Raw genomic sequence first — 21,057 nt, 5'->3', positions numbered from 1 at the left:
CCCTCCCCCCGAGGGCGTGGTGGGACGCCGAGTGGCGCCCCGCCAAACGGGGACCTTAGCGGTATGCGGCGCCGCAACGGAATGCCGTTCACGAATCCGCCCCGGTCATATGCGGGGGTGTTCACCCGGCGACGACCAGGCATATGCCGCGTCGAGGCACGCATCAGGCGGCGAACCCCACCCACCCCTCCCATGACAAAGATCACCCCTGCGGGGGCGGGCCTCGTCCAAGGACTCGCTTCCCCTTGCCGTGCCGCCACCCCAGCCCGCTGGGGCGACGGAGCCGCCGCCCTCCCACCCTTGGTAGCCCGCCTGGGCGACGGGGCCGCCTACCCCTTCACTCCCGGTAGCCCGCTTGGGCGACGGGGCCGCCCACCCCTTCACTCCTGGTAGCCCGCTGGGGCGACGGGGCCGCCCCCTCCTCCCGTTACCCCCGCCCGCTTGGGCGGCGGGGCCGCCCCCCGGGGGCGGGACGGGCGGGCAAGGGGGCGGCCCCCGACGGAGTCGCCACCCTTGCCGTCCCGGCCCGCCCCGGTCCCGGTCACGCTCCCCGGGGAGGAGGCCCGCTGCGCGGGGCTTCACCCCACCCCGCCCCTTCCCGAAACTGGGGGCGAGCCCCCAGACCCCGGCGAGGTGGCGGGCCCTCCAGGGGTGGGTGGGTGAGTGGCAGGTGAGTGGGGGGCTGGTCGCGCAGTTCCCCGCGCCCCTGGAAGGGGGCCAGCAGTGGGAGGGCGCGCCCGCGTGGCGGTAGCCGCACAGGGAGACAGGCCTGCGCCCCCTGGAGGGCGCGGCCGCCTGGTGGCAGCCGCACAGGGAGACAGACCCGGTGCCCCCTGGAGGGGGCGGGCGCGTGGCGGTAGCCGCACGGTGGCGCTGCCCCGTGCCCCCGGTGGTCAGCCCGGGCGGACCACGCCCAGTATGGGCATGGACCCTGCGCCGGCGATCGTCACGTTCCGGCCGGGGCGGGGGGCGTGGACGATGGCTCCGTCGCCGATGTACATCCCGATGTGGCTGGCGTCGGAGAAGTAGACGATCAGGTCACCGGGCCGCATCTGGGAGACGGACACCTTGGGGAGCAGGCGCCACTGTTCCTGGGAGGTGCGGGGTATGGGGCGGCCCGCCGCGGACCACGCCTGTTGGGTGAGGCCCGAGCAGTCGAAGGCGTCGGGGCCCTCCGCACCCCAGACGTACGGCCTGCCGATCTTGCCGGTGGCGTAGGAGATCGCCCGCTGTCCCTGGGAGGTGGCCGCGCCGCCCTTGCCGCCCTTCAGCGCGCCGGAGTTGAGCCAGGCGGTCTGCGAGCGGTACTGCTCGTCCCGCTCCAGTTCGAGCAGGCGCTCGCGCTCCTTGCTCTCCAGGCGGGTCTCCAGCTTTTCGGCGGCGTCGATCTGCTTCTTTATCTCCTTCTGCGCCTTCTCCTTGCGCTTGCGGTTGGCCTCCAGCTTCTGCCACTGACCGCTCGCGTCCTGGGAGTACGTCCGCAAGTCCTCCTGGGTGCGGGTCATTTCACCCAGCATCCGCTTGACCGCCTGCTGGCCCTGCTTCAGCTGGCCGGCGCCCTTGAGGAACATGTCCGGGTTGCCGCTCAGCATCAGATGGGCGCTCGCCGGCATCCCGCCGGTCCGGTACTGGGCGCGGGCCTGCGCACCGAGGCGGTCCTTGAGCTTCTCGATCCGCTGCTCGCCCGCCACTATCGCCCGGGCCAGCTTCACGATCTCGCCGGACTGGCTCTGCGCCTGGTCCTCGGCGAGGTTGTACGCGTCGGTGGCGACGGCCGCCTTGCGATACAGGTCGTTTATCTCTCTTCGTACCTGGTCGAGGCTCTTGTCGGCATCACCCACGGGCCCACTCCCGCTCCCGGGCGGGGCCGGTGGCAGCGGCTCGGCGGACGCCTGTCCCGGCAGCACCAGCACACTCAGGGCGCAGACCAGCGCTATGGCGGTCGTCACGCGTCGACGTCGGTTCATGAGCTCCCCCCGGAACAAGTCGTCATGGCCACCCCTGGTCGAGCGAGGCCGCAGCTGGGTCACATCTGATTTACCGTCAGTAACTTGGTGATGCAGCGGTGATGCTGCCACGCCCGCCGCAAAAGCGACAGAGGTGGCAACCGGATCCCCTCACAACCCCCAAGAACCTTCCGGCTCCTTCCTGCACACCCGTCCGACGAACGAGATCCACATCCCGTTCCCCGAATTCCCCCAACTCCCTCAATGACCACCGTTATTCACCGGTACGTGGCCTTCCACCCCGCCTCGTCACCGGTACGTGGCCTTCCGCGCACCCCGTATCCCTTACCGGTACGAGGTGTTCCGCGGCGCCAGCGCCTCCCAGCGCACCGTGACCTCCCCCTGCCGCCACCGCCGCTCCCCGTCCGCGGCCGCATGCCCGCCCACCCCGTGCGGCCCGGTCACCGGCCAGTCCGCCGACAGCTCCCGCACCGCGCGGATCCACCGCTGGCGCGCCCCCAGCGACGAGAACGGCGCCGAAGCCGCCCACGCCCGGTCGAAGTCCCGCAGGAACGCGTGCACCGGCTCCCCCGGCACATTCCGGTGGATCAGCGCCTTGGGCAGCCGCTCCGCCAGGTCGGAGGGTTTGTCCAGCGACCCCAACCGGGTCGCGAACGTCACCGTCCGGGGCCCCTGGGCCCCCAGCGCCACCCACACATGCCGCCGCCCGATCTCGTCGCAGGTCCCCTCCACCAGCAGCCCACCCGGAGCGAGCCGGTCGCAGAGCCGCTTCCAGACGGCGGCCACCTGCTCCTCGTCGTACTGTCGAAGGACGTTCGCCGCGCGGATCAGCATCGGCCGCCGGCCCCCGTCCAGCGGCACCTCGAAGCCGCCGTGCCGGAAGGTGAGGCCCTCCCGCTCGTACGGCTTCGCGCCCGTCACCCGCGCGGGCTCGATCTCAATACCGACCACCTCGACACCGGGCGCCGCCCGCCGCAGTCGGCCGAGCAGCTCCACGGCCGTCCAGGGCGCAGCCCCATAACCGAGGTCCACCGCGACGGCACCGGGCGTACGCAGCAGCTCGGGGCCGTGCACGGCGGCGATCCAGCGGTCCATCCGGCGCAGCCGGTTCGGGTTGGTGGTCCCGCGGGTGACGGCGCCGACCGGGCGCGAGGGGGAGGTGCGGGAAGCCATGAAAAGAGCGTAAGGGGGACGTGGGCGGCGAGAGGGGCGAGCCCACCTCCACCCCCATTCCGGCCCCTGATTCCCCCAGCGCAACGTAATGATTTGGCAAACTGGAAATGGACCGCGGTATTCCGCTGTTCTCCCCCTTCGGAAGGGCTCGACGCCCGTCTCCGGCATGCCCGCAAGCACATCCCCGCCCCAGTCGAGGAGGACCGTCGACGTGAGCCGCTCCGTCTCCCGACTCACCGGCACACTGGCCGCGGCGGCCCCGCCGCGCCTGTGGCTCCCGGGCAGCGCTCCGCGCAAACCCCGCCGGGTGGCCATGCTCAGCGTGCACACCTCACCGCTGCACCAGCCCGGCACCGGCGACGCGGGCGGAATGAACGTCTATATCGTCGAGCTCGCCAAGCGCCTCGCGGCCATCAACATCGAAGTCGAGATATTCACCCGGGCCACCACCGGCGGCCTCCCGCCCCGGGTGGAACTGGCCCCCGGCGTCCTCGTCCGCCACGTGGACGCCGGCCCCTACGAAGGCCTCGCCAAGGAGGAGCTGCCCGCCCAGCTCTGCGCCTTCACCCACGGAGTGATGCAGGCCTGGGCCGGCCAGCGCCCCGGCTACTACGACCTGGTCCACTCCCACTACTGGCTCTCCGGCCACGTCGGCTGGCTCGCCGCCGAACGCTGGGGCGTCCCCCTGGTGCACGCCATGCACACCATGGCCAAGGTCAAGAACGCCTCGCTCGCCGAGGGCGACACCCCGGAACCCGCGGCACGTGTCATCGGCGAGACCCAGATCGTCCGCGCCGCCGACCGTCTCATCGCCAACACCGAGGAGGAGTCGGACGAACTGGTCCGCTTCTACGAGGCGGATCCCGCCCGGGTCGCGGTCGTCCACCCCGGCGTAAATCTGGAACGTTTCCGCCCGGCGGACGGACGGGCGGCGGCGCGCGAACGCCTCGGCCTCCCGCAGGACGCGTTCATTCCGCTCTTCGCCGGCCGGATCCAGCCGCTGAAGGCACCGGACGTGCTGCTGCGGGCGGTCGCCGTGCTGCTCGCCGAGGACCCCTCGCTGCGCTCCAAACTCGTCGTCCCGGTCGTCGGCGGGCCCAGCGGCAGCGGCATGGCCAAGCCGGAGAAGCTGCAGAAGCTGGCGGCGCGGCTGGGGATCGCCGATGTCGTACGGTTCCGGCCGCCGGTCGGCCAGGACCGGCTCGCGGAGTGGTTCAGGGCGGCGTCCGTCCTGGTCATGCCGTCGTACAGCGAGTCCTTCGGGCTGGTGGCGATCGAGGCGCAGGCGGCGGGTACTCCGGTGGTCGCGGCGGCGGTGGGCGGCCTGCCCGTCGCCGTACGCGACGAGACGACCGGATTCCTGATCGAGGGGCACGACCCGGCGGCGTACGCGCGGGCGCTGCGCCGGCTCATCGACCACCCGGAGCGCGCGTCCCGGATGGGGGAGGCCGCCGCCCGGCACGCGCAGGCCTTCGGCTGGGACACGGCGGCGTCCGCGACCTCGGACGTCTATACGGCGGCGATGCACGAATATCGCCGTCACGTACGCTCGCACCATGGCTGAGACAGCTGGAACACCGGGCATACGGGACATTCTCGAAGCGACCTTGAAGGACGCGGAGCTGGAGTGGGAGAGCCCGCAGACCGGCTCGTACGTGGTGAAGCTGCCCGGCACGCGGAAGCTGTCGACGACGGTCTCGCTGATCGTGGGGCGGCACTCGCTGTCCTTGAACGCCTTCGTGATCCGCCACCCGGACGAGAACCACGAGGGCGTCCACCGCTGGCTGCTGGAGCGCAACCTCCGCCTGTACGGCGTGAGTTACGCCATCGACTCCCTCGGTGACATCTACCTCGCGGGCAAGCTCCCGCTCTCCGCCGTCACCCCCGACGAGATCGACCGCCTTCTCGGCTCGGTCCTCGAAGCCGCCGACGGCAGCTTCAACACCCTCCTCGAACTGGGCTTCGCCACCGCGATCCGCAAGGAGTACGCCTGGCGCGTCTCCCGAGGCGAATCCACCCGGAACCTGGACGCCTTCACCCACCTGACCCACCCCAAGAGCTGAGGCCCCCCGCCCCCGTTACCCCTTGGGCGACGGGCCCGCCCCCCCCCGGGGGGGCGGGCAAGGGGGCGGTCCCTCACGGAGTCGCACCCCACCCCACCCACCCCGGTCCCGCGCCACCCCACCTCACGCCACCCGCGCGACCTCCCCGGCCCCCGCCACCGGCTCCTCCCGCACAGGAACCCCCTCAACCACGCCGCCCCGCCCCAAATTTCTCATCAACACCCAATACCCCACCGCCGCCACCGTCCCCAGCACCGCACACGTCCCCCACAGCCAGTCCGCCCCGAACCGGTCGATGATCTGCCCCGACATCAGCGGAGCGACCAGCGCCGCCACCGACCAGGACAACGAGTACATCCCCTGGTAGCGCCCGCGCCCATGCGTCGGAGACAACTGCACCACCAGCCCCGTCTGCGTCGGTGCGTTGACGATCTCCGCCAGCGTCCACACCACGACCGTCATCGCGTACAGCGCGACCGACCCCGCAAAGGCGGTCAGTCCGAACCCGTACCCCGCGAGGACCGACGAGATGATCAGCAGCCGGCGCGGGTCCCGGTGCTCGATGAAGCGGGTGACCGGGATCTGGAGAGCGACGATCAGCACCCCGTTCACGGCTGCCACCAGCCCGAACTCCGAGCTGCTCAGCCCCGCCGCGCCCATCGCCACCGGCAGCCCCACCGAGCTCTGCTGGAAGATCAGCGCCACCACGAAGGACAGCCCGACGACCCCCATGAAGCGGCCGTCGCGCAGCACCGACCCCATACCGATCTCCGGTTCGGCGCGCTTCTGCGACTCGGTGCGTACCGGGCGCGACTCCGGCAGCTTCACGAAGACCACGACCGCGCAGGCCAGCGTCATCACGGCCTCGCCGAGGAACCCGGCCAGATAGCTGTACTCGGCGATGAAACCGGCCGCCGCCGCCGAGACCGCGAAACCGAGGTTGATCGCCCAGTAGTTGAGCGAGAAGGCCCGGACCCGGTCCTCGGGCTTCACGATGTCGGCCATCATCGCCTGTACGGCGGGCCGTGAGGCGTTGGTCGCCATCCCGACCACGAAGGCCATCGCGGCGATCGCCACCGGGTGCTCCATAAAACCGAGCACCGCGATCGACACGGCCGTCGCGGTCTGCGCGATCAGCAGGGTGGGCCGACGGCCGAGCCGGTCGGCCATCACCCCGCCGCCGATCGACGAGACCACGCCGCCGAGCCCGATGAGTGCGGCCACCAGACCGGCGTACGTGGCCGAGTAGCCGCGCTCCATGGTCAGGTAGAGCGCCATGAACGTGGCGACGAACCCGCCCAGACGGTTGATCAGGGTGCTGGTCCAGAGCCACCAGAACTCACGCGGCAGGCCGGACACGCTCTCTCGTACGGCACGTCTCAGACCAGCGGCGGACATCCCCGCAACGGACATCGGATCCCCCCAGGGATGTAAGTGGCTCAAGCGACAGGCGCAACTTACATACGTCCGTGACCTGCGCGCCACTCGATTGACGGCAGCCGTCAATCCACTCCCTCTCCCTCCCCGCCCGCGTGCGCGCGCGAGGCACCCCGAATGTCCATTACGCTCGTACGCATGGCCGACGCACCGTACAAGCTGATCCTCCTCCGCCACGGCGAGAGCGAATGGAACGCGAAGAACCTGTTCACCGGCTGGGTGGACGTCAACCTCACCGAAAAGGGCGAGAAGGAGGCCGTACGGGGTGGTGAGCTGCTCACCGCCGCCGGTCTGCTCCCCGACGTACTGCACACCTCGCTCCAGAAGCGCGCGATCCGCACCGCCCAGCTCGCACTGGAGTCCGCGGACCGCCACTGGATCCCGGTGCACCGCAGCTGGCGCCTGAACGAGCGTCACTACGGCGCACTCCAGGGCAAGGACAAGGCGCAGACCCTCGCCGAGTTCGGCGAGGAGCAGTTCATGCTGTGGCGCCGCTCGTACGACACCCCGCCGCCGGTCCTTGAGGACGGCACCGAGTTCTCCCAGTCCGAGGACCCCCGCTACGCGACCATCCCCTCGGAGCTGCGCCCGCGCACCGAGTGCCTCAAGGACGTCGTCGAGCGCATGCTGCCGTACTGGTACGACGGCATCGTCCCGGACCTCCTGGACGGCAGGACCGTCCTGGTCGCCGCGCACGGCAACAGCCTGCGCGGCCTGGTCAAGCACCTCGACGGCATCTCCGACGACGAGATCTCCGGCCTGAACATCCCGACCGGCATCCCGCTCTACTACGAGCTCGACGCCAACTTCAAGCCCGTCACCAAGGGCGGCAAGTACCTCGACCCGGACGCGGCCGCCGCGGCCATCGAGGCGGTCAAGAACCAGGGCAAGAAGAAGTAGCTTCCGTGATCATGCCCCTGACCTGCGCGGGAAGCGCGGGTCAGGGGCTTTTTCATGTCTCGGGACCCCTCTGGAACCTCAGACCTGGGGGTCCTGCGGTCGGAGTGCCTTGCCGAGAGCATCGCGGGCCCGGTCTCGACTGCTAGGCATGAGGTGTGCATACACCTTCAGGGTCAGCCCTGGGTCCGAGTGACCCAGGTACTCCGCCACGACCTTGATGCTCTCCCCGGCATCGAGGAGAACGGACGCGTAGAAGTGCCTGAGGGCGTGCATGCCGTGCTCGCGGGCGGCGGCGTGCTCGCGGCTCTTGGCCTTCGGGATGACGCCCGCCTTCGCGAGCGCGGGCTTCCAGTGGTCCTCATTCAGGGACGTACGCCAGACGTGCCCACCGTTGGGGCCCGAGAAGATGAGCCGCCGGGTCACCGGCTGGCCGTTCGCTCGCATCCACGGGAGCGTGATTTCCACGGGAGGGAACCGCTTGATGTGTTCCTTGAGCGCGTCAGCCACAGGATCGGGCAGCGGCACGTCACGGAGCTTGCCGCCCTTTGGCGGAGCGAACACGGCCTTGCTCAAGCTCAGCTTGAGTTGCTGCACCACGTGGACGGTCCCGCTGCCGAAGTCGATGTCCTCAACGCTCAGGCCGAGGATCTCCGCTTGCCGCATGCCGCATCCTGCACCTACGTCCACCATCGAGCGGAAGCGCTCCACCATGGCGGCACGCACGGAGAAGACGCGCTCAGGCTCCCAGGGGACGACACGGCGCGCGCCCATGGCCGGCGGGGTCACCGTGCGGGAGTGGCAAGGGTTTCGGCGTACGCATCCGTCCTCAACGGCGGCGGAGAGCACGGCGCGGACGTTGGAGAAGATGACGCGGGCGTACGAGCCGGACATGCCGGTCTCTTCGAGCTGCGTCACGAACGTTCGGATGTGGCTCGGCTGGAACGAACCGAGCTGACGGGACCCGATGCGCGGGAAGGCGTGCAGCTTGAGCTGAGATTCCATCGACGCTCGGGTGTTGGGGTCGCCGCTCTGGCTCATGAGCCACTCTTCCGCGAACGCCTGGAAGGTCTTCCGGGACGCGCTCGGGTCGATGAAGTCGCCGCGGGCGACGTCAGCCTTGATCCCGTTCAACCACTCCTCGGCGAGACGCTTCTGTCCGTCGGGGAAGGACTTGTTCTTGCGGTTGCCGTCGGGGCCGACGTAGCGGGCCTGGTAGCGCAGGCCGACGCCGTAGCGGTCGGTCCTGACGCGGACAGTTTTCCCGTTGGCGTCCGTGATGGTCTTGAACCAGCGGTCGAAGATGTGGCCTGCCATGTCAGCTTCCGTTCAGGAGGTGGTGGACTTCGGTGCGGACGAGCCAGCGTTCGGCGTCGCGGCGGCGGTGGAATGTCTTGGCGGTGCGGGTGCCGTCGGGGTGGATGAAGTGGGCGCGGTAGCGGGGGCCGCGACCGTGTCGGTTGGTGGGTGCGCGTTCGGCTCCGGGGGTCGGCCGGCGGAACCAGCGGTCTTCGAGGTGGATGGACATCGGGGTGGGATCTCCCTGTCGCGAGGTGGGGTGATAGCGCGGCCCGGAGGCGTCGAAACGGCGCTGTGGCCCGGTTTTGGGGTGTGCGGGGCCAGGCCCGCTATCTGCTAAGGGCCTGATCAATGGGGTTTTGGGGTGCTAGCGGGGGTGCTATCGATAGCGGGGTGGGGTGCTATCGGCAGCGACCCCGGGGCGGACCCTCGTACGGTGCCGTGGGCCCGTTCTCGGGAGTTCGGCGTTTCGGTCGCTAGCGGGGTCGCTAACGGTTAGCGGGGGCGCCGCCAGCGCTAGCGACGCATACCGGGGGGTCCCGTGGCTCGGATCGGACCGGTGTACGGGGTCCGGGCTGGTGGGGTTCTAGCGGCTAGCGCCCTGATCACGGACCGGTTGGGGTGCTATCGGGGGCTCTAGCGCTATAGGTCGTGCCACCTAGCGCTAGAGCCCTTCGGGGAGGGACCTGAAGGGGGCCCCAGGTGCCCTTCAGAGGGTTTTCTGGGCGTTCCGGGAGGTGGGTTCCCCGGGGTCCCTGGGGTCCCTGGAGGGGTGTTTTCGCAGGTCGTTGCGGGGGACCCAGGCCGGGGACCCGGTTGGGGACTTCTCCCCGCCTCCCCGGGGTTTCGGGGGTTGCCTCCCCGGTGGGTCCCCGGCGGTTTCGACGGGGTCAGGGAGGCAGAGGCAGGGGCTTGGAGATTGGCTGTGAGGGCCTTTCGGGGCTGTCCGGCGGATTCCTCCCTGCCTCCCTGGCAGGGGGTTTGCGCTGGTCAGTGCCAGGGAGTTGGGTCAGGGAGGCGGTGAGGGAGTTCTCCCTGCCTCCCTGACCTTCACCGGGTCGCCTCCCTGAGGTCAGGCGGCGTCGGCGCTGGTCTGGAGGGTGACCCAGTCGCGGACGGCGGCGGGGTCGAAGCGGACGTGCTTGCCGACGCGGAATCCAGGCGGCCCGATGTGCTTGCGCCGCCAGGCGTAGACGGTCTCCACGCTCGGCAGGCTGAACATGACCACAAGGTCTTCCGGGGTCAGGAATCGATCGGGGAGCCCTCCGCGCAGGGTGTCGCGGGGGTCGTCGTGCTGCGGTTGCGGGGTGCTCATGAGGCGTCGCCTTCCAGGGGCACGGTGCATGTCGGGTGGGTGGTCTGGCCCTGTTCGTAGGGGGTGAACGGCCCGCCGCACACGGTGCACAGCGGGGCGTTCCCGAACGCCGATTGTTCGTAGGAGGGGGGTTTGTCGAAATTTCGCGTCTCACGCGTCTCATCGCGCCTCAGTGCAGGTGAGAGCGTTATCGGAGTACGGGATTCCTGCGCCTCATCGCGCCTCACATCGCGCCTCACCCCGGGGCGAAACTCCTCCGCGAGGGCGATTCCGGTGTACGCGCGGACCTGCTTGCCGTCGGGGCCGCGCGGCTTGGCGACGCGGAGCTGAGGCACGACGGATTGCAGGTTGCGGCCGAACATCTGCTTGGTGCCCGCGCGGATGCCGTTGTCCTCGGCCCAGCTGCGCCAGACCGCCCACAGGTCGTCGATGACGACCTGGCCCTGAGCGTCGGTCTCGCAGCACTCGCGGACGAATGCGCTCGTGGGAGAGGCGGTGTCCTGCATGGTGGTGACCGCTTCGCGGGAGGACGGCGGCTCTGTGAGGCGTCCAGTTTTCTGGACGCGGTCGAGCCCTTCCAGGGCCCAGTTGAGGATCCCGGGCATCTCCGCGTGGAGCCGGTCGGTGAGGGTGGTGTCTTCCTGGCCCAGCCAGGACAGGGCCATGTTCAGGACGACGAACCGGCGGGCGATGACGCCGGACGCGTCGCCGAAGTTCGGCAGTTCGTTGGACAGGATCATCAGCCGGGTGGGGAGCTTGCCCGTCCAGGGGTCCTTGAACTTGCGGTCGACGTCGATGGTGTCCTCACCGGAGATGGTGAGGAGCCGTTCTACGACCTGGTTGCCGTCGCGGCCGGACAGGCGGGCGTCGGAGACCACCGCCAGGGACTTGCCCAGCAGCGGGGAGAGTCCGAAGTTGCTGCCCAGACTGGCCAGGGTCGGCCCGGCCATGTTCCCCTCCCCGACCAGCCAGGCCAGGATGCGGGCGATGGTGCCCTTCCCGGATCGGGTCGGCCCCACGATCAGCAGGATCTTCTGCTGGTCGGTACGCCCGGACAGGACGTAGCCGAACCACTCCTGAAGAGCGGCGATCGACTCGGGGTCGTCGGGCCACACCTTGTGGAGGAACGCTTCCCAGGTGGGGCAGTCGGCGTCCGGGTCGTAGTCGAACGGGACCGACACCAGGTTGAAGAACCCCGGCGTGAGCGGGGCCAGCGTCCGGCCAGCCACCCGCAGCAGCCCGTTCGTACACGCCACGATCGGGCCCTTTCCGGCCCACCTTTCGTCACGGGTTTCGTCACGGGGCCCGCCGTCGGCAGCATCGATCCATGCGGGCGCATCCACGGTGGGCGTGAGGTGGGTGACGGCGGCGATGGCGCCCATGAGGTCGGCCACCTTGCGGATGTTCGGCGCCCACTTCTTCAGCTCCACACCCTTCGGGGTGGGGTGCTCGAACTGGCCGTGTTCCAGCTGCTTGTAGAGGCTCGCGCGGACCTGTTGGGCGTCCAGCTCCCGCCAGTGCGAGAACTCCCAGGACATCCACGCACCCCGCCAGTGCCGCAGCGTCAGCAGACCCGCGTACTCCCACTCGGGGGCCAGGTGCCGGGCAACGGCCATCGGGTCGGTGGGCGGCGGCACCGGGTCGTCCTCCCTGGCCGCCGGAGGGGCGTTCACGGGCTCGGGGTCGGTGTTCACCGCGTCCCCCCGATCGGCTCGATCGGGGGTGTCGGCCGGAGGGGCGTTCACCGGCGGGGTCGACGTGTTCGTGTCGGTGTTCAGGGCGTTCATGCGGTCACCGCCGATCGGGTCGGGGGCTCGCACGATCGGGTGCGGGCCGGGGCGGGCAGGCAGTCGGATCGGCCGATCGATCGGGCCCGGCGTACGTCGCATACGCGGGTGTGACGGGGGCCGTCACGCAGGTCAGGGGTCGACCGATCGGCCGACTGCCGGGCATGCGCGACCCGTGCCAGCAGCAGCCAGTCGACCGCCGTGAACGGGGTGGAAGTCGGGTGGAAGCCCGGCCGTTCCACCCCCGATCCACCGGCCGTGACGTGCCCCGGTCGGGTCGGCGTCACAGCGTCGACCGTCGGGCCGGGGGCGCCCGTGAACACGGTGGACGCCGTGGTGAACGCCGGGTGGACGGCGGCGAGCAGCAGGAGCGCGAGCGACAGGGGCAGCCGGTTGTCCTTCGCCCCGTTGCACGGCTGGCAGGCCAGCGTCAGCGCGTGGACCGACCAGGAGGGCCAGAGGGAGCGCGGGGCGATGTGGTCCAACGTCGCCTCCCGCAGCGTGACGAATGGGGTGCGGCAGTAGGAGCACCGGGCCCCGAACCGGGCCGCGAGCTGTTCCTTGCGGAGCCTGCGCCGGGAGGCGTTCAGGTGGTGGGATCGGCCGTTGCTCATCGGGCGCCACCGCGCTTGGCCTTGCGCGCCGCCAGCCGGGCCAGCAGCTTCTTGTGCTCAGCGGTGCTGTGCGGGTCCTCGGGCGGGGTTACACCGACCGCGTACGTGCCGTCGTCGAAGAACACCATGAGCGCGCGCGGCCCGTTCAGCTGGTGGTTCACCGCGATCTGGTGGCACCGCCTGCGCCGACTGGCGTTGGGCAGGGCCGCCCGGTAGGCGTCCGACACCCGCGCCGACGACCCCTCGTACCCGAACTCTGCCTCAGCGTCCTGGGACAGGCGCACCATGGCCTCAACCCCCAGCGTCGCGATGCCTTCCGCCAGGAACCCGTTGATCTCCTCCCTGCGGTCGAACGCGCTCGTGGAGCGGGTGCTCAGGTCGGAGGCGTACAGGGCGCTGACCATCATGTACGTGCTGATGCGCTCCGAGAGCGCGTCCTTGTACCAGTGCTCCACGCACAGCCGGTAGGCGAAGCAGTAGGCGAGGCTCGCCTGCTGGTCGTGCTCCGAGAGCTCCCGCACCTCGTTCAGGCGGGCGTCGAGCCCGTTCAGCCCGTAGGTGTTCACGGCGTACTGGAGAGCGTTCAGGATCGCCGTGTCGGTCGGCCGGATCGGCAGCCGCTCGAACTCCAGGAACAGCCCCGTAGCTGCCTGCTCTCGCGTCAGCTCCACGGAGCCGAGAGGGATACGCGGGAAGGTCTCTCCCTCGTACCTCCGCTCCACCAACACCGGTACGGCGACGGCAGCAGACGGCTGCTGTAAGGCCTGAACGGGAAGAGTTGCGTGCATCATGGAAGTGCCCCTTCGTGGGTGGGGGAGCGGCTGACTGCTTGGCGGTAGGGAGCCGCTCCCTGTTTGGAAGCCCTGGTGGTGACCAGGGCTTTCTTCGTGTTCCGCACCGGGGGTGCGGTGACTACTTGCTAACCAGCGTGCACTAGTCTGCACTAGTCGTCAAGGGGTGTTGAGTAGCGTGCACTAGTTCGGTCTGGTGGGTACGCTCAGAGGATGACTGCCACACGAGGGCCGAAGTCCAAGGCGGCCGAAGTCGCCGACGCGCTGCGTGAAGAGATCAGGGGCATGCAGCCGGGTGAACGCCTGCCCACCCAGAAGGAGTTGGTGGACCGGTTCGGGTACGCCGGCCAGACCATCCAGAACGGCTTGGCCATGCTGCGGGCCGAAGGGCTGGTCGAGTCGGCGGGCAATCTCGGCAACTTCGTCAGCGGGACTAAGGCGGAGGACGACCGCGAGGAACTCAAGGAAATCCGCTCCCAGATTCAGGCGTTGACTGAACGGGTCGCGGCGCTCGAATCGAGCTCTTAACCCGGCGGTGCGTGATCTGGGCTCCACCATGGGGCAGGTGACAGGCGTTCGAGTAGGTGACAGGCGGGGGTCACTTCCCCGCCAGGGGGACACGGATCATGTCCCCCCGCTGTCCCCTTGCCTGTCCCCGGGGCTGAGGGGCGAGACTCGCGGTAAGCACTCTGAGGAGGGCACATGAGCGATGACAGGCCCGCATGGGCACGGCGTATCGCGGCCGAACGAGGCGCCCGCGACTGGTCACAGCGAGAGGCGGTCGCAGCGCTTCGGGCCCATGCCCCTACCGAGCTTCCCTCTGACGAGAGCATGATCCGACAGTGGAAGCGGTGGGAAGCCGGTTCCCCTCCGAGCGACTTCTATCAGCCCATCATCGCGGCCATGTTCGGCACTGTGACGCGTGCGATCTTCCCCGCTCCGAGCCGTCGCGATGGTGACGCGGAGATCCTCGCTGTCAGCGGAATGGAAACCCTGGAGATTGTCAGCCGTCTCAACCGCTCCGACGTCGACAACGCGACGTTGGACGCTCTGCGGATGACGACCGATCGCCTGTGCTCCGAGTATCCGTTCATGCCGAGTGCGCAGCTCCTTATCGAGGGCCGCCAGTGGCTGAGGCGTGTCGTTGAGCTGCACTCCAAGAGCCTCACCTTGGCGCAGCACCGCGAAGTCCTGGCGTTGTCCGGATGGTTGGCGCTGCTGGTCGGCTGTGTTGAGTACGACTCGGGGGACCGCCACGCGGCCGAATCGACGCGGCGCGCGGCCCTTTCCCTGGCAGGCGAGTCCGACCATGCCGAGATCGCGGGATGGGCTCACGAGATGCGGGCCTGGTTCGCGCTCACCACCGGGGACTACCGCAGCGTTATCACGGCCGCGCAAGCTGGCGCGGAAGTCGCGGGGAAGCACAGCGTCGCCGTACAGCTCGCCGGCCAAGAGGCCAAGGCGTGGGCTCGGCTCGGTGACCGACGTCAGATGGAAGTCGCCTTGGACAAGGGACGTCGGATTCTTGAGGGGATGGCGCTCCCTGAGAACTTGGACAACCACTTCGTCGTCGATCCCGCGAAGTACGACTTCTACGCCATGGACTGCTACCGCCTGGCGGGTGAGGACCGGCTTGCCGGGACGCTTGCCGAGGAAGTGCTTCGGCTCGGGACAGACTTCGACGGTACGGATCGGACGCCGATGCGGAACGCTGAAGCTCGGGTGACTTTGGGTGTGGCTGCGGCCCGTGGCGGTGACCTCGACAGGGCGCTCATCATGGGAGAACGCGCTCTTCAGGGTGACCGCCGTTCCGTTCCGTCACTCATCATGACCAGCCGCGAACTGGCCGCTGAGGTCCGCAACCGGTACAGCAGCGAACCGGCCGCACAGGACTACTTGGCACACCTCCGGACGCTAGGTGAGGAGACGCCCGGCTTTCTCCCTCGGTGACGGCGCCCGTTGCTGGCAGGACAAAGGATGAGAAGGAGCGGCCGTTGGCCGCACGACCTTTGGCAGCTCGCTTCGCGAGCGCCCGCCAGTCCGGCCGCTTCCTCATTAAGAGGCCGTTGAGGCGCGATGAGACGAGGTTGAGGCTCGATTGAGGCGCGATGCGTTTTGGCCGCACACCCCATCTGACCTGCACTGAGACGCAATGAGGCGCTTGAGGCGCGACTTTTTGAAGAGTTGGGCCCCTGGAACTCTCGGACGTACACAGCAGCAGCCGCCGGAAGAGGCCACGCCATCCCCAACAGGGGGCGTGGCCTCTTCGCTGCGGCACGACGATGCTCCCGAGGGCTTTTCAGTGGACAGGTGGCACCACTCCTCTGAAAAGCCAGCGCCCCGGGGCTGCCACTGGAGAAACAAGAGGAGCACCCCGCGCCGGGTGCTCCTCTTGCTTGTGCGAGCACGGCAGCCGGGCGGTGGGAAGACCTCTTCACGAGGGGCCTCTGAGGGTTACTGGTTACCGGTTACAGGTCCCGTAGAAGGCGGTTAGGGCTGCTCAGGGCGGCGTGAGGCGACGTCTGGGGGCTGTAACCGGTAACCGGTAACCGAACCTACGAACAGCCTCTTAAGCGGCTGAAACAGGAACGAGCCCCATGTTTCACGGCTCGTTCGCGTTCCTGCCCGATGACGCGAACGGCGGTCCCCACATTCCTCCGTGGGCGGCCTGGAAGACGTCCGCCGAAGGCGGTCCTCCTTGCCCTTGCCCTGACGGCAGCTCGCGACGGGCGGAACTAGCAAGACCAGGAGGGTCCCGTCGACGGCTGCATGGGCACTTTGGAGCTCAACGCGCCGGGGGTTGCTAGATGCTAGATCCCTGCTCAACGGGCATATGAGCCGCTAGCGGGGTTGCTAGACCTAGCAACCCTCGTTGCTAGGTCTAGCAACCGATCCAGGCCGTCAGGGGGATGCCGAAGGGCGCCGGAACGCTCTCGTGGGAACCCACAGGGAACCTCCGAGCTCAACCGCCAACGACCGTCAACGATCGGCAACAACCGGTCGAACGCAGGTCAGTTGAGGTCTGCACCCTGCTGATCAGGGCCGAAAAACGGGCGGTCGAAACCCAGGGCAAGAAGAAGTAGCCCACGCACGGCACGAAGTGACGTGACAGCAGCAAGGGCCCGGTCCGCAGGTGCGGACCGGGCCCTTCGCTGTCGCTTGTCGTGTTGCGGGCGGTCAGCCGCAGCCGCCGCCGCACTGGCAGGAGCCGCCGGACTGGCAGCCGCAGCTGCAGCCGGAACCGCAGCCGCAGGAGAGCGTCCCGGCGGTGGGGGCCGTCACCGCGGTGGCGGTGGGGATGGGCAGAGCCATGGGTCCTCCTCGAAGGCACGGCGGGGGAGCGGTCGTGTGGCCACCCCCACACCCATTGCATGCCCAACCGGCGGGCGCATCAACAGCGCGCGGAAGCACGGGAGTTGAAGAGCCCTGCCGGGTTCTGCCGGGCTTACGCCTGGGCGGCGGAGTCCTGCGCCGCCTGTACGTCGTCGGCGTGCTCGCCCGTGACCAGGTAGACGACGCGCTTGGCGACCGAGACCGCGTGGTCGGCGAAGCGCTCGTAGTAGCGGCCGAGCAGGGTGACGTCGACGGCGGTCTCGATGCCGTGCTTCCAGCGGTCGTCCATCAGGTGCTGGAAGAGAGTGCGGTGCAGCAGGTCCATCTCGTCGTCGTCCTGCTCCAGCTGGAGGGCCAGGTCGACGTCCTTGGTGATGATGACCTCCGCCGACTTCGCCATCAGGCGCTGGGCGAGCTGGCCCATCTCCAGGATGGTGGCGTGCAGGTCGTGCGGTACGGCGGTGGCCGGGAACCGCAGCCGGGCCAGCTTCGCCACGTGCTGGGCGAGGTCGCCGGAGCGCTCCAGGTCGGCGCTCATCCGCAGCGAGGTGACGACGATGCGCAGGTCGGTGGCGACCGGCTGCTGGCGGGCGAGGAGGGCGATCGCGCGCGCCTCCAGGTCGTGCTGGAGGTCGTCCACCTTCTGGTCGGCGGCGATGACGCTCTCCGCGAGCTTCAGGTCGGCGTCGAGCATGGCCGTGGTGGCCCGCCCTATCGCCGACCCGACGAGGCGGGCCATCTCGACCAGGTCCTCGCCGATCGAGTCCAGTTCCTCGTGGTACGCGTCCCGCATGGGTGTCCCTGCTTTCTGGCTTCTGCGCGTACGGCGTCTTCATCTCGTACGGCGGTGATTTCCGGGGTCTGGCGGGGCTCCGGTCCCCACATTCCCACCATCCGTCCGATACGCGTCCGGTTCCGGCCGCAGAAGTGAACCCACCCCATCCCCTTGGTGAACTCTGGGCGACGAACGTTCGAGGTGACACCCATTCGCTTGGGGCAGTGTCAGTGACCAGGCATAACCTGGTGCACATGGACGTGAACGCGGCAGTGGCCGCAGCAGCAGCGATAGCCGGTCTCTGCACCGGCATCATCGCCATGCTGGCCTTCCGCTGGAGCGAGCGCGACCAGAAGCGCCCCACCCGCTCCTCCTCCCTGCGCCCGGAGGCGAACGGCACCCTGCCGCCCGGTGTGGACACCGTCCTCTCCGTGCTCCGCTCCTCCGCGGTCGTCCTCGACGAGAGCGACAACGTGGTGAAGGCCAGCTCGGCGGCGTACGCGCTGGGCCTGGTCAGGGGCGGGAAGCTGGCTGTCGAGCCGATGATGCACATGGCCCGCGACACCCGGCGGGACGGGGAGATACGCCAGGTCGAGCTGGACCTGCCGCGCCGGGGGACCGGCCGGGGCGAGGCCCTGGCGGTGTCCGCGCGGGTCGCCCCGCTGGGCTCGCGGCTGGTGCTGCTGCTGGTGGAGGACCTGACGGAGGCCCGCCGTATCGAAGCCGTACGGCGCGACTTCGTCGCCAATGTGAGCCACGAGCTCAAGACCCCGGTCGGCGCGCTCTCGCTGCTGTCCGAAGCGGTCATGGACGCCTCGGACGACCCGGAGGCGGTCGACCGCTTCGCGGGCCGGATGCAGATCGAGGCGACCCGGCTCACCTCACTGGTCCAGGAACTCATCGACCTCTCCCGGGTGCAGAACGACGACCCGCTGGAGGACTCGGAGCCGGTACGGGTGGACGAGCTGGTGGCGGAAGCCATCGACCGCAGCCGGCACACCGCGTCGACCAAACAGATCACCATGCAGGCCGGCGGCACCTCCGGACTCCACGTATGGGGCAACCGCGGCCAGCTCGCCGCCGCCCTCGGCAACCTCGTCGAGAACGCGGTCAACTACAGCTCCGCCCGCACCCGCGTCGGCATCGCCGCCCGCCGGGTGCCCGCCCCCGGCGGCGACCTCATAGAGATCGCCGTCACCGACCAGGGCATAGGCATCTCCGAGCGCGACCGCGAGCGGGTCTTCGAGCGGTTCTACCGCGTCGACCCGGCCCGCTCCCGCGCCACCGGAGGTACCGGCCTGGGCCTGGCCATCGTCAAGCACGTGGCCGCCTCGCACGGCGGGGAGGTCACCGTGTGGAGCTCCGAGGGACAGGGCTCCACCTTCACCCTGCGGCTGCCCGAAGCGGGCTCCGTCAGGGAGGCCAGGGTGGAACACACCCCGGGCCGCCCCCTCGTCGGCCCGGACGACATCGATGACGTCGACGTGGCCGATTTCGACGAGGACACTGCCGGTAACGGCACCAACGAGACCCCCATCCGCGCTCACACCCCTGCCCCGGAGGTCCTTCCGTGACCCGAGTGCTCGTCGTCGAGGACGAGGAATCCTTCAGCGACGCCCTGTCCTACATGCTCCGCAAGGAGGGCTTCGAGGTGGCGATCGCGGCCACCGGCCCCGACGGCCTCGACGAGTTCGAGCGCAACGGCGCCGACCTCGTCCTGCTCGACCTGATGCTGCCGGGCCTGCCCGGCACGGAGGTCTGCCGCCAGCTGCGCGTCCGCTCCAACGTGCCGGTCATCATGGTGACCGCCAAGGACAGCGAGATCGACAAGGTGGTCGGACTGGAAATAGGGGCCGACGACTACGTCACCAAGCCCTTCTCGTCCCGTGAGCTGATCGCCCGGATCCGTGCGGTGCTCCGCCGCCGCGGCGAGCCGGAAGAGGTCACCCCGGCCGCCCTGGAGGCCGGCCCGGTCCGGATGGACGTGGACCGCCACGTCGTCACGGTCGCCGGTGCCAAGATCGACCTCCCGCTCAAGGAGTTCGACCTGCTGGAGATGCTGCTGCGCAACGCGGGCCGGGTGCTGACCCGGATGCAGCTCATCGACCGGGTCTGGGGTGCCGATTACGTCGGCGACACCAAGACCCTCGACGTCCACGTCAAGCGTCTCCGCGCCAAGATCGAACCCGATCCGGGCGCGCCGCGCTACCTGGTCACAGTCCGGGGCCTCGGCTACAAGTTCGAACCGTAAACCGCTGACCGGGCCGCCTGCCCCTCCCACTCCTGGTAGCCCGCTCGGGCGGCGGGGGCCGCCCGCCCTTCGCTCCTGGTACCCCGCTGGGGCGGCGGGGCCGCCCCCCGGGGGCGGAACGGGCGGGCAAGGGGGCGGCCCCCGACGGAGTCGCACTCACCCGCCCCGGCTCACCCCGGCCCCGTACACGCAGAGAAGAGAAGGGCCCCACCGGATCGCTCCGATGGGGCCCTTCCCGCGTACGTCTGCGAGTCAGCGACCCGCAGCCCCCGTGCCCGACGGCGTAGCCCCCTTGGTCGGCGTACCAGCGCCAGGGGTACCGCTCCCCGGCGTCCCAGTGGCACCAGTAGCCGGCTTGGTCGGAGTACCCGTCACCCCAGCCGTCGGCGTCCCCGACGGCGTCCCCGTCGGCGTCACCGGCAGCTTCTCCGGCCCATACCCCTCAAAGTGCCCGACCGCCGGAACGACGAACGCCCGCAGCGTCACATCCCCGGTCTCGCTGAAGCTGAAGGTGACCGGCTGCGCGTCACCGTTCTTCGCGGCCTCGCGGCCGTTGGCGACGACCGCCGACGCGTTGTCCTTGCCGCCGATGACGACCGAGCCGCCGGCCGGCACAGTGATCTTGCCGGTGCTGCCCTTGGCCGGGGTCAGCTTCACCGGGTCGCTGCTGCCGTCGAGCTTGACCGCGTCCAGGGTCTGCGGCTGGTCGCCGTTGTTGAAGATCGTCGCGATGACGACGGCGGGGCCCTCACCGACGGCGTGGCCCTTGGCCTCGTCGCGGGGCTGGGTGATCACCGTGGCGTTCTGGATCTTGAGCTTGCCGTCCTCGACGGAGATCGCGGCGTTGTCCGGCTTGATGGACAGCGTCTGAGCGTCGTTGCCCGCACCGCATGCGGCGAGCGAGGCGATCGAGAACGCGAGGGCGGAGGCGGCGAGAGCGCCGCGTCGAAGGCTGCGGCTCACGGCTGCGGCAACTCCTTGGACGTTTGCGAGCGAGCGGACTTGATGCGGGATTAGGTTACCGAGCCGGTGGCGGGGCGGCGCACCCGACCCGCCTCGGGCGGGGTGCGTCGCCACCGGGGCGGGTGGGGTGCGACTTCGTCGGGGGTCGCCCACGCGGGCTGCCGGGGGCGGGAGGGGCATAGCGAGGTTGGGCGCTTTGGGGGCGTCCGGATTTCGTTCAGGCTTCAATGGCTGGAATTGAACGGGGTGAAGTCGGGGGAATGCGAGGGCGTGCGGAATTGATCAACGTGGCGTGTTGATCAATTCCGGATTGCCGCCGTACGGGTGATCGATCTCCGAACGGAGTAGACGAAGTTCACCTTGCGGAACCCGGCAAACCGGGACGTTCGGTC

19 protein-coding genes are annotated in these 21,057 nt (G+C 69.5%); 7 read left to right on the top strand and 12 right to left on the bottom strand.

What is annotated here, in order from left to right:
- Positions 1 to 893: 893 nt before the first annotated feature.
- Positions 894 to 1,967, bottom strand: coding sequence for an NlpC/P60 family protein (locus ACIA73_RS27460; protein WP_399441414.1), 1,074 nt, complete (start codon positions 1,965 to 1,967; stop codon positions 894 to 896).
- Positions 1,968 to 2,291: 324 nt separating this feature from the next.
- Entirely contained in the window at positions 2,292 to 3,140 is an 849-nt protein-coding gene (locus tag ACIA73_RS27455) for a class I SAM-dependent methyltransferase (RefSeq protein ID WP_399441413.1), read from the bottom strand.
- 211 nt (positions 3,141 to 3,351) lie between these two features.
- Here ACIA73_RS27455 and mshA point away from each other — a divergent pair, with 211 nt between their 5' ends.
- Positions 3,352 to 4,704, top strand: coding sequence for a D-inositol-3-phosphate glycosyltransferase (gene mshA, locus ACIA73_RS27450; protein WP_399441412.1), 1,353 nt, complete (start codon positions 3,352 to 3,354; stop codon positions 4,702 to 4,704).
- Positions 4,697 to 5,203, top strand: a complete 507-nt coding sequence (locus ACIA73_RS27445; RefSeq protein ID WP_399441411.1) for a YbjN domain-containing protein — start codon at positions 4,697 to 4,699, stop codon at positions 5,201 to 5,203. The genes mshA and ACIA73_RS27445 overlap by 8 nt, the downstream gene beginning before the upstream one ends.
- Positions 5,204 to 5,326: 123 nt before the next feature.
- Here the strand turns inward: ACIA73_RS27445 and ACIA73_RS27440 are convergent, their stop codons facing one another.
- Positions 5,327 to 6,601 (bottom strand): MDR family MFS transporter, encoded by a 1,275-nt coding sequence (locus tag ACIA73_RS27440; RefSeq protein WP_399441410.1) that lies wholly within the window; start codon positions 6,599 to 6,601, stop codon positions 5,327 to 5,329.
- A 177-nt stretch (positions 6,602 to 6,778) separates the two neighbouring features.
- On the opposite strand from ACIA73_RS27440, the gene ACIA73_RS27435 reads away from it, so the two are divergent.
- Positions 6,779 to 7,540: a phosphoglyceromutase gene (locus ACIA73_RS27435; protein WP_399441408.1), complete on the top strand. Its 762-nt coding sequence runs from the start codon at positions 6,779 to 6,781 to the stop codon at positions 7,538 to 7,540.
- A 78-nt stretch (positions 7,541 to 7,618) separates the two neighbouring features.
- On the opposite strand, the gene ACIA73_RS27430 is transcribed toward ACIA73_RS27435, so the two are convergent.
- The 6 genes from ACIA73_RS27430 to ACIA73_RS27405 form a co-directional block, all read right to left on the bottom strand.
- A complete protein-coding gene (locus ACIA73_RS27430) occupies positions 7,619 to 8,854 on the bottom strand; it encodes a tyrosine-type recombinase/integrase (protein WP_399441407.1) in 1,236 nt (411 codons plus the stop codon).
- A 1-nt stretch (position 8,855) separates the two neighbouring features.
- On the bottom strand, positions 8,856 to 9,065 hold the full coding sequence (locus ACIA73_RS27425; RefSeq protein WP_399441406.1) for a hypothetical protein: 210 nt from the start codon (positions 9,063 to 9,065) through the stop codon (positions 8,856 to 8,858).
- Positions 9,066 to 9,908: 843 nt separating this feature from the next.
- The gene (locus ACIA73_RS27420) at positions 9,909 to 10,151 is read right to left on the bottom strand and encodes a helix-turn-helix domain-containing protein (protein ID WP_399441405.1); all 243 of its coding nucleotides are present in this window, start codon (positions 10,149 to 10,151) and stop codon (positions 9,909 to 9,911) included.
- On the bottom strand, positions 10,148 to 11,938 hold the full coding sequence (locus ACIA73_RS27415; RefSeq protein ID WP_399441403.1) for a phage/plasmid primase, P4 family: 1,791 nt from the start codon (positions 11,936 to 11,938) through the stop codon (positions 10,148 to 10,150). Before ACIA73_RS27415 ends, ACIA73_RS27420 begins: the two co-directional genes overlap by 4 nt.
- Positions 11,935 to 12,552: an HNH endonuclease gene (locus ACIA73_RS27410; protein ID WP_399441402.1), complete on the bottom strand. Its 618-nt coding sequence runs from the start codon at positions 12,550 to 12,552 to the stop codon at positions 11,935 to 11,937. Before ACIA73_RS27410 ends, ACIA73_RS27415 begins: the two co-directional genes overlap by 4 nt.
- Positions 12,549 to 13,343 carry a hypothetical protein gene (locus ACIA73_RS27405; RefSeq protein WP_399441401.1) on the bottom strand — a complete coding sequence of 265 codons (795 nt, stop codon included), beginning with the start codon at positions 13,341 to 13,343 and terminating at the stop codon, positions 12,549 to 12,551. The genes ACIA73_RS27410 and ACIA73_RS27405 overlap by 4 nt, the downstream gene beginning before the upstream one ends.
- Before the next feature lie 213 nt (positions 13,344 to 13,556).
- Between ACIA73_RS27405 and ACIA73_RS27400 the strand changes: the two genes are divergently transcribed.
- Both ACIA73_RS27400 and ACIA73_RS27395 read left to right on the top strand, forming a co-directional pair.
- A complete protein-coding gene (locus tag ACIA73_RS27400) occupies positions 13,557 to 13,871 on the top strand; it encodes a GntR family transcriptional regulator (protein WP_399441400.1) in 315 nt (104 codons plus the stop codon).
- A gap of 174 nt (positions 13,872 to 14,045) precedes the next feature.
- A complete protein-coding gene (locus tag ACIA73_RS27395) occupies positions 14,046 to 15,293 on the top strand; it encodes an XRE family transcriptional regulator (protein ID WP_399441399.1) in 1,248 nt (415 codons plus the stop codon).
- 1,227 nt (positions 15,294 to 16,520) lie between these two features.
- Here ACIA73_RS27395 and ACIA73_RS27390 read toward each other — a convergent pair.
- Positions 16,521 to 16,655: a hypothetical protein gene (locus ACIA73_RS27390; RefSeq protein WP_399441398.1), complete on the bottom strand. Its 135-nt coding sequence runs from the start codon at positions 16,653 to 16,655 to the stop codon at positions 16,521 to 16,523.
- 133 nt (positions 16,656 to 16,788) lie between these two features.
- A complete protein-coding gene (gene phoU / locus ACIA73_RS27385; RefSeq protein ID WP_399441397.1) occupies positions 16,789 to 17,469 on the bottom strand; it encodes a phosphate signaling complex protein PhoU in 681 nt (226 codons plus the stop codon).
- 236 nt (positions 17,470 to 17,705) lie between these two features.
- On the opposite strand from phoU, the gene ACIA73_RS27380 reads away from it, so the two are divergent.
- Positions 17,706 to 19,025, top strand: a complete 1,320-nt coding sequence (locus ACIA73_RS27380; protein WP_399441396.1) for a sensor histidine kinase — start codon at positions 17,706 to 17,708, stop codon at positions 19,023 to 19,025.
- Positions 19,022 to 19,702, top strand: coding sequence for a response regulator transcription factor (locus ACIA73_RS27375; RefSeq protein WP_189822183.1), 681 nt, complete (start codon positions 19,022 to 19,024; stop codon positions 19,700 to 19,702). Before ACIA73_RS27380 ends, ACIA73_RS27375 begins: the two co-directional genes overlap by 4 nt.
- 252 nt (positions 19,703 to 19,954) lie before the next feature.
- Here ACIA73_RS27375 and ACIA73_RS27370 read toward each other — a convergent pair whose 3' ends face one another.
- Positions 19,955 to 20,665, bottom strand: coding sequence for a DUF461 domain-containing protein (locus ACIA73_RS27370; RefSeq protein WP_399441395.1), 711 nt, complete (start codon positions 20,663 to 20,665; stop codon positions 19,955 to 19,957).
- Positions 20,666 to 21,057: the final 392 nt, after the last annotated feature.

This window comes from Streptomyces sp. NPDC051561 (assembly GCF_044454195.1).
Classification (GTDB): Bacteria; Actinomycetota; Actinomycetes; order Streptomycetales; family Streptomycetaceae; genus Streptomyces.
This window is presented reverse-complemented; position numbering and strand designations above follow the sequence as displayed.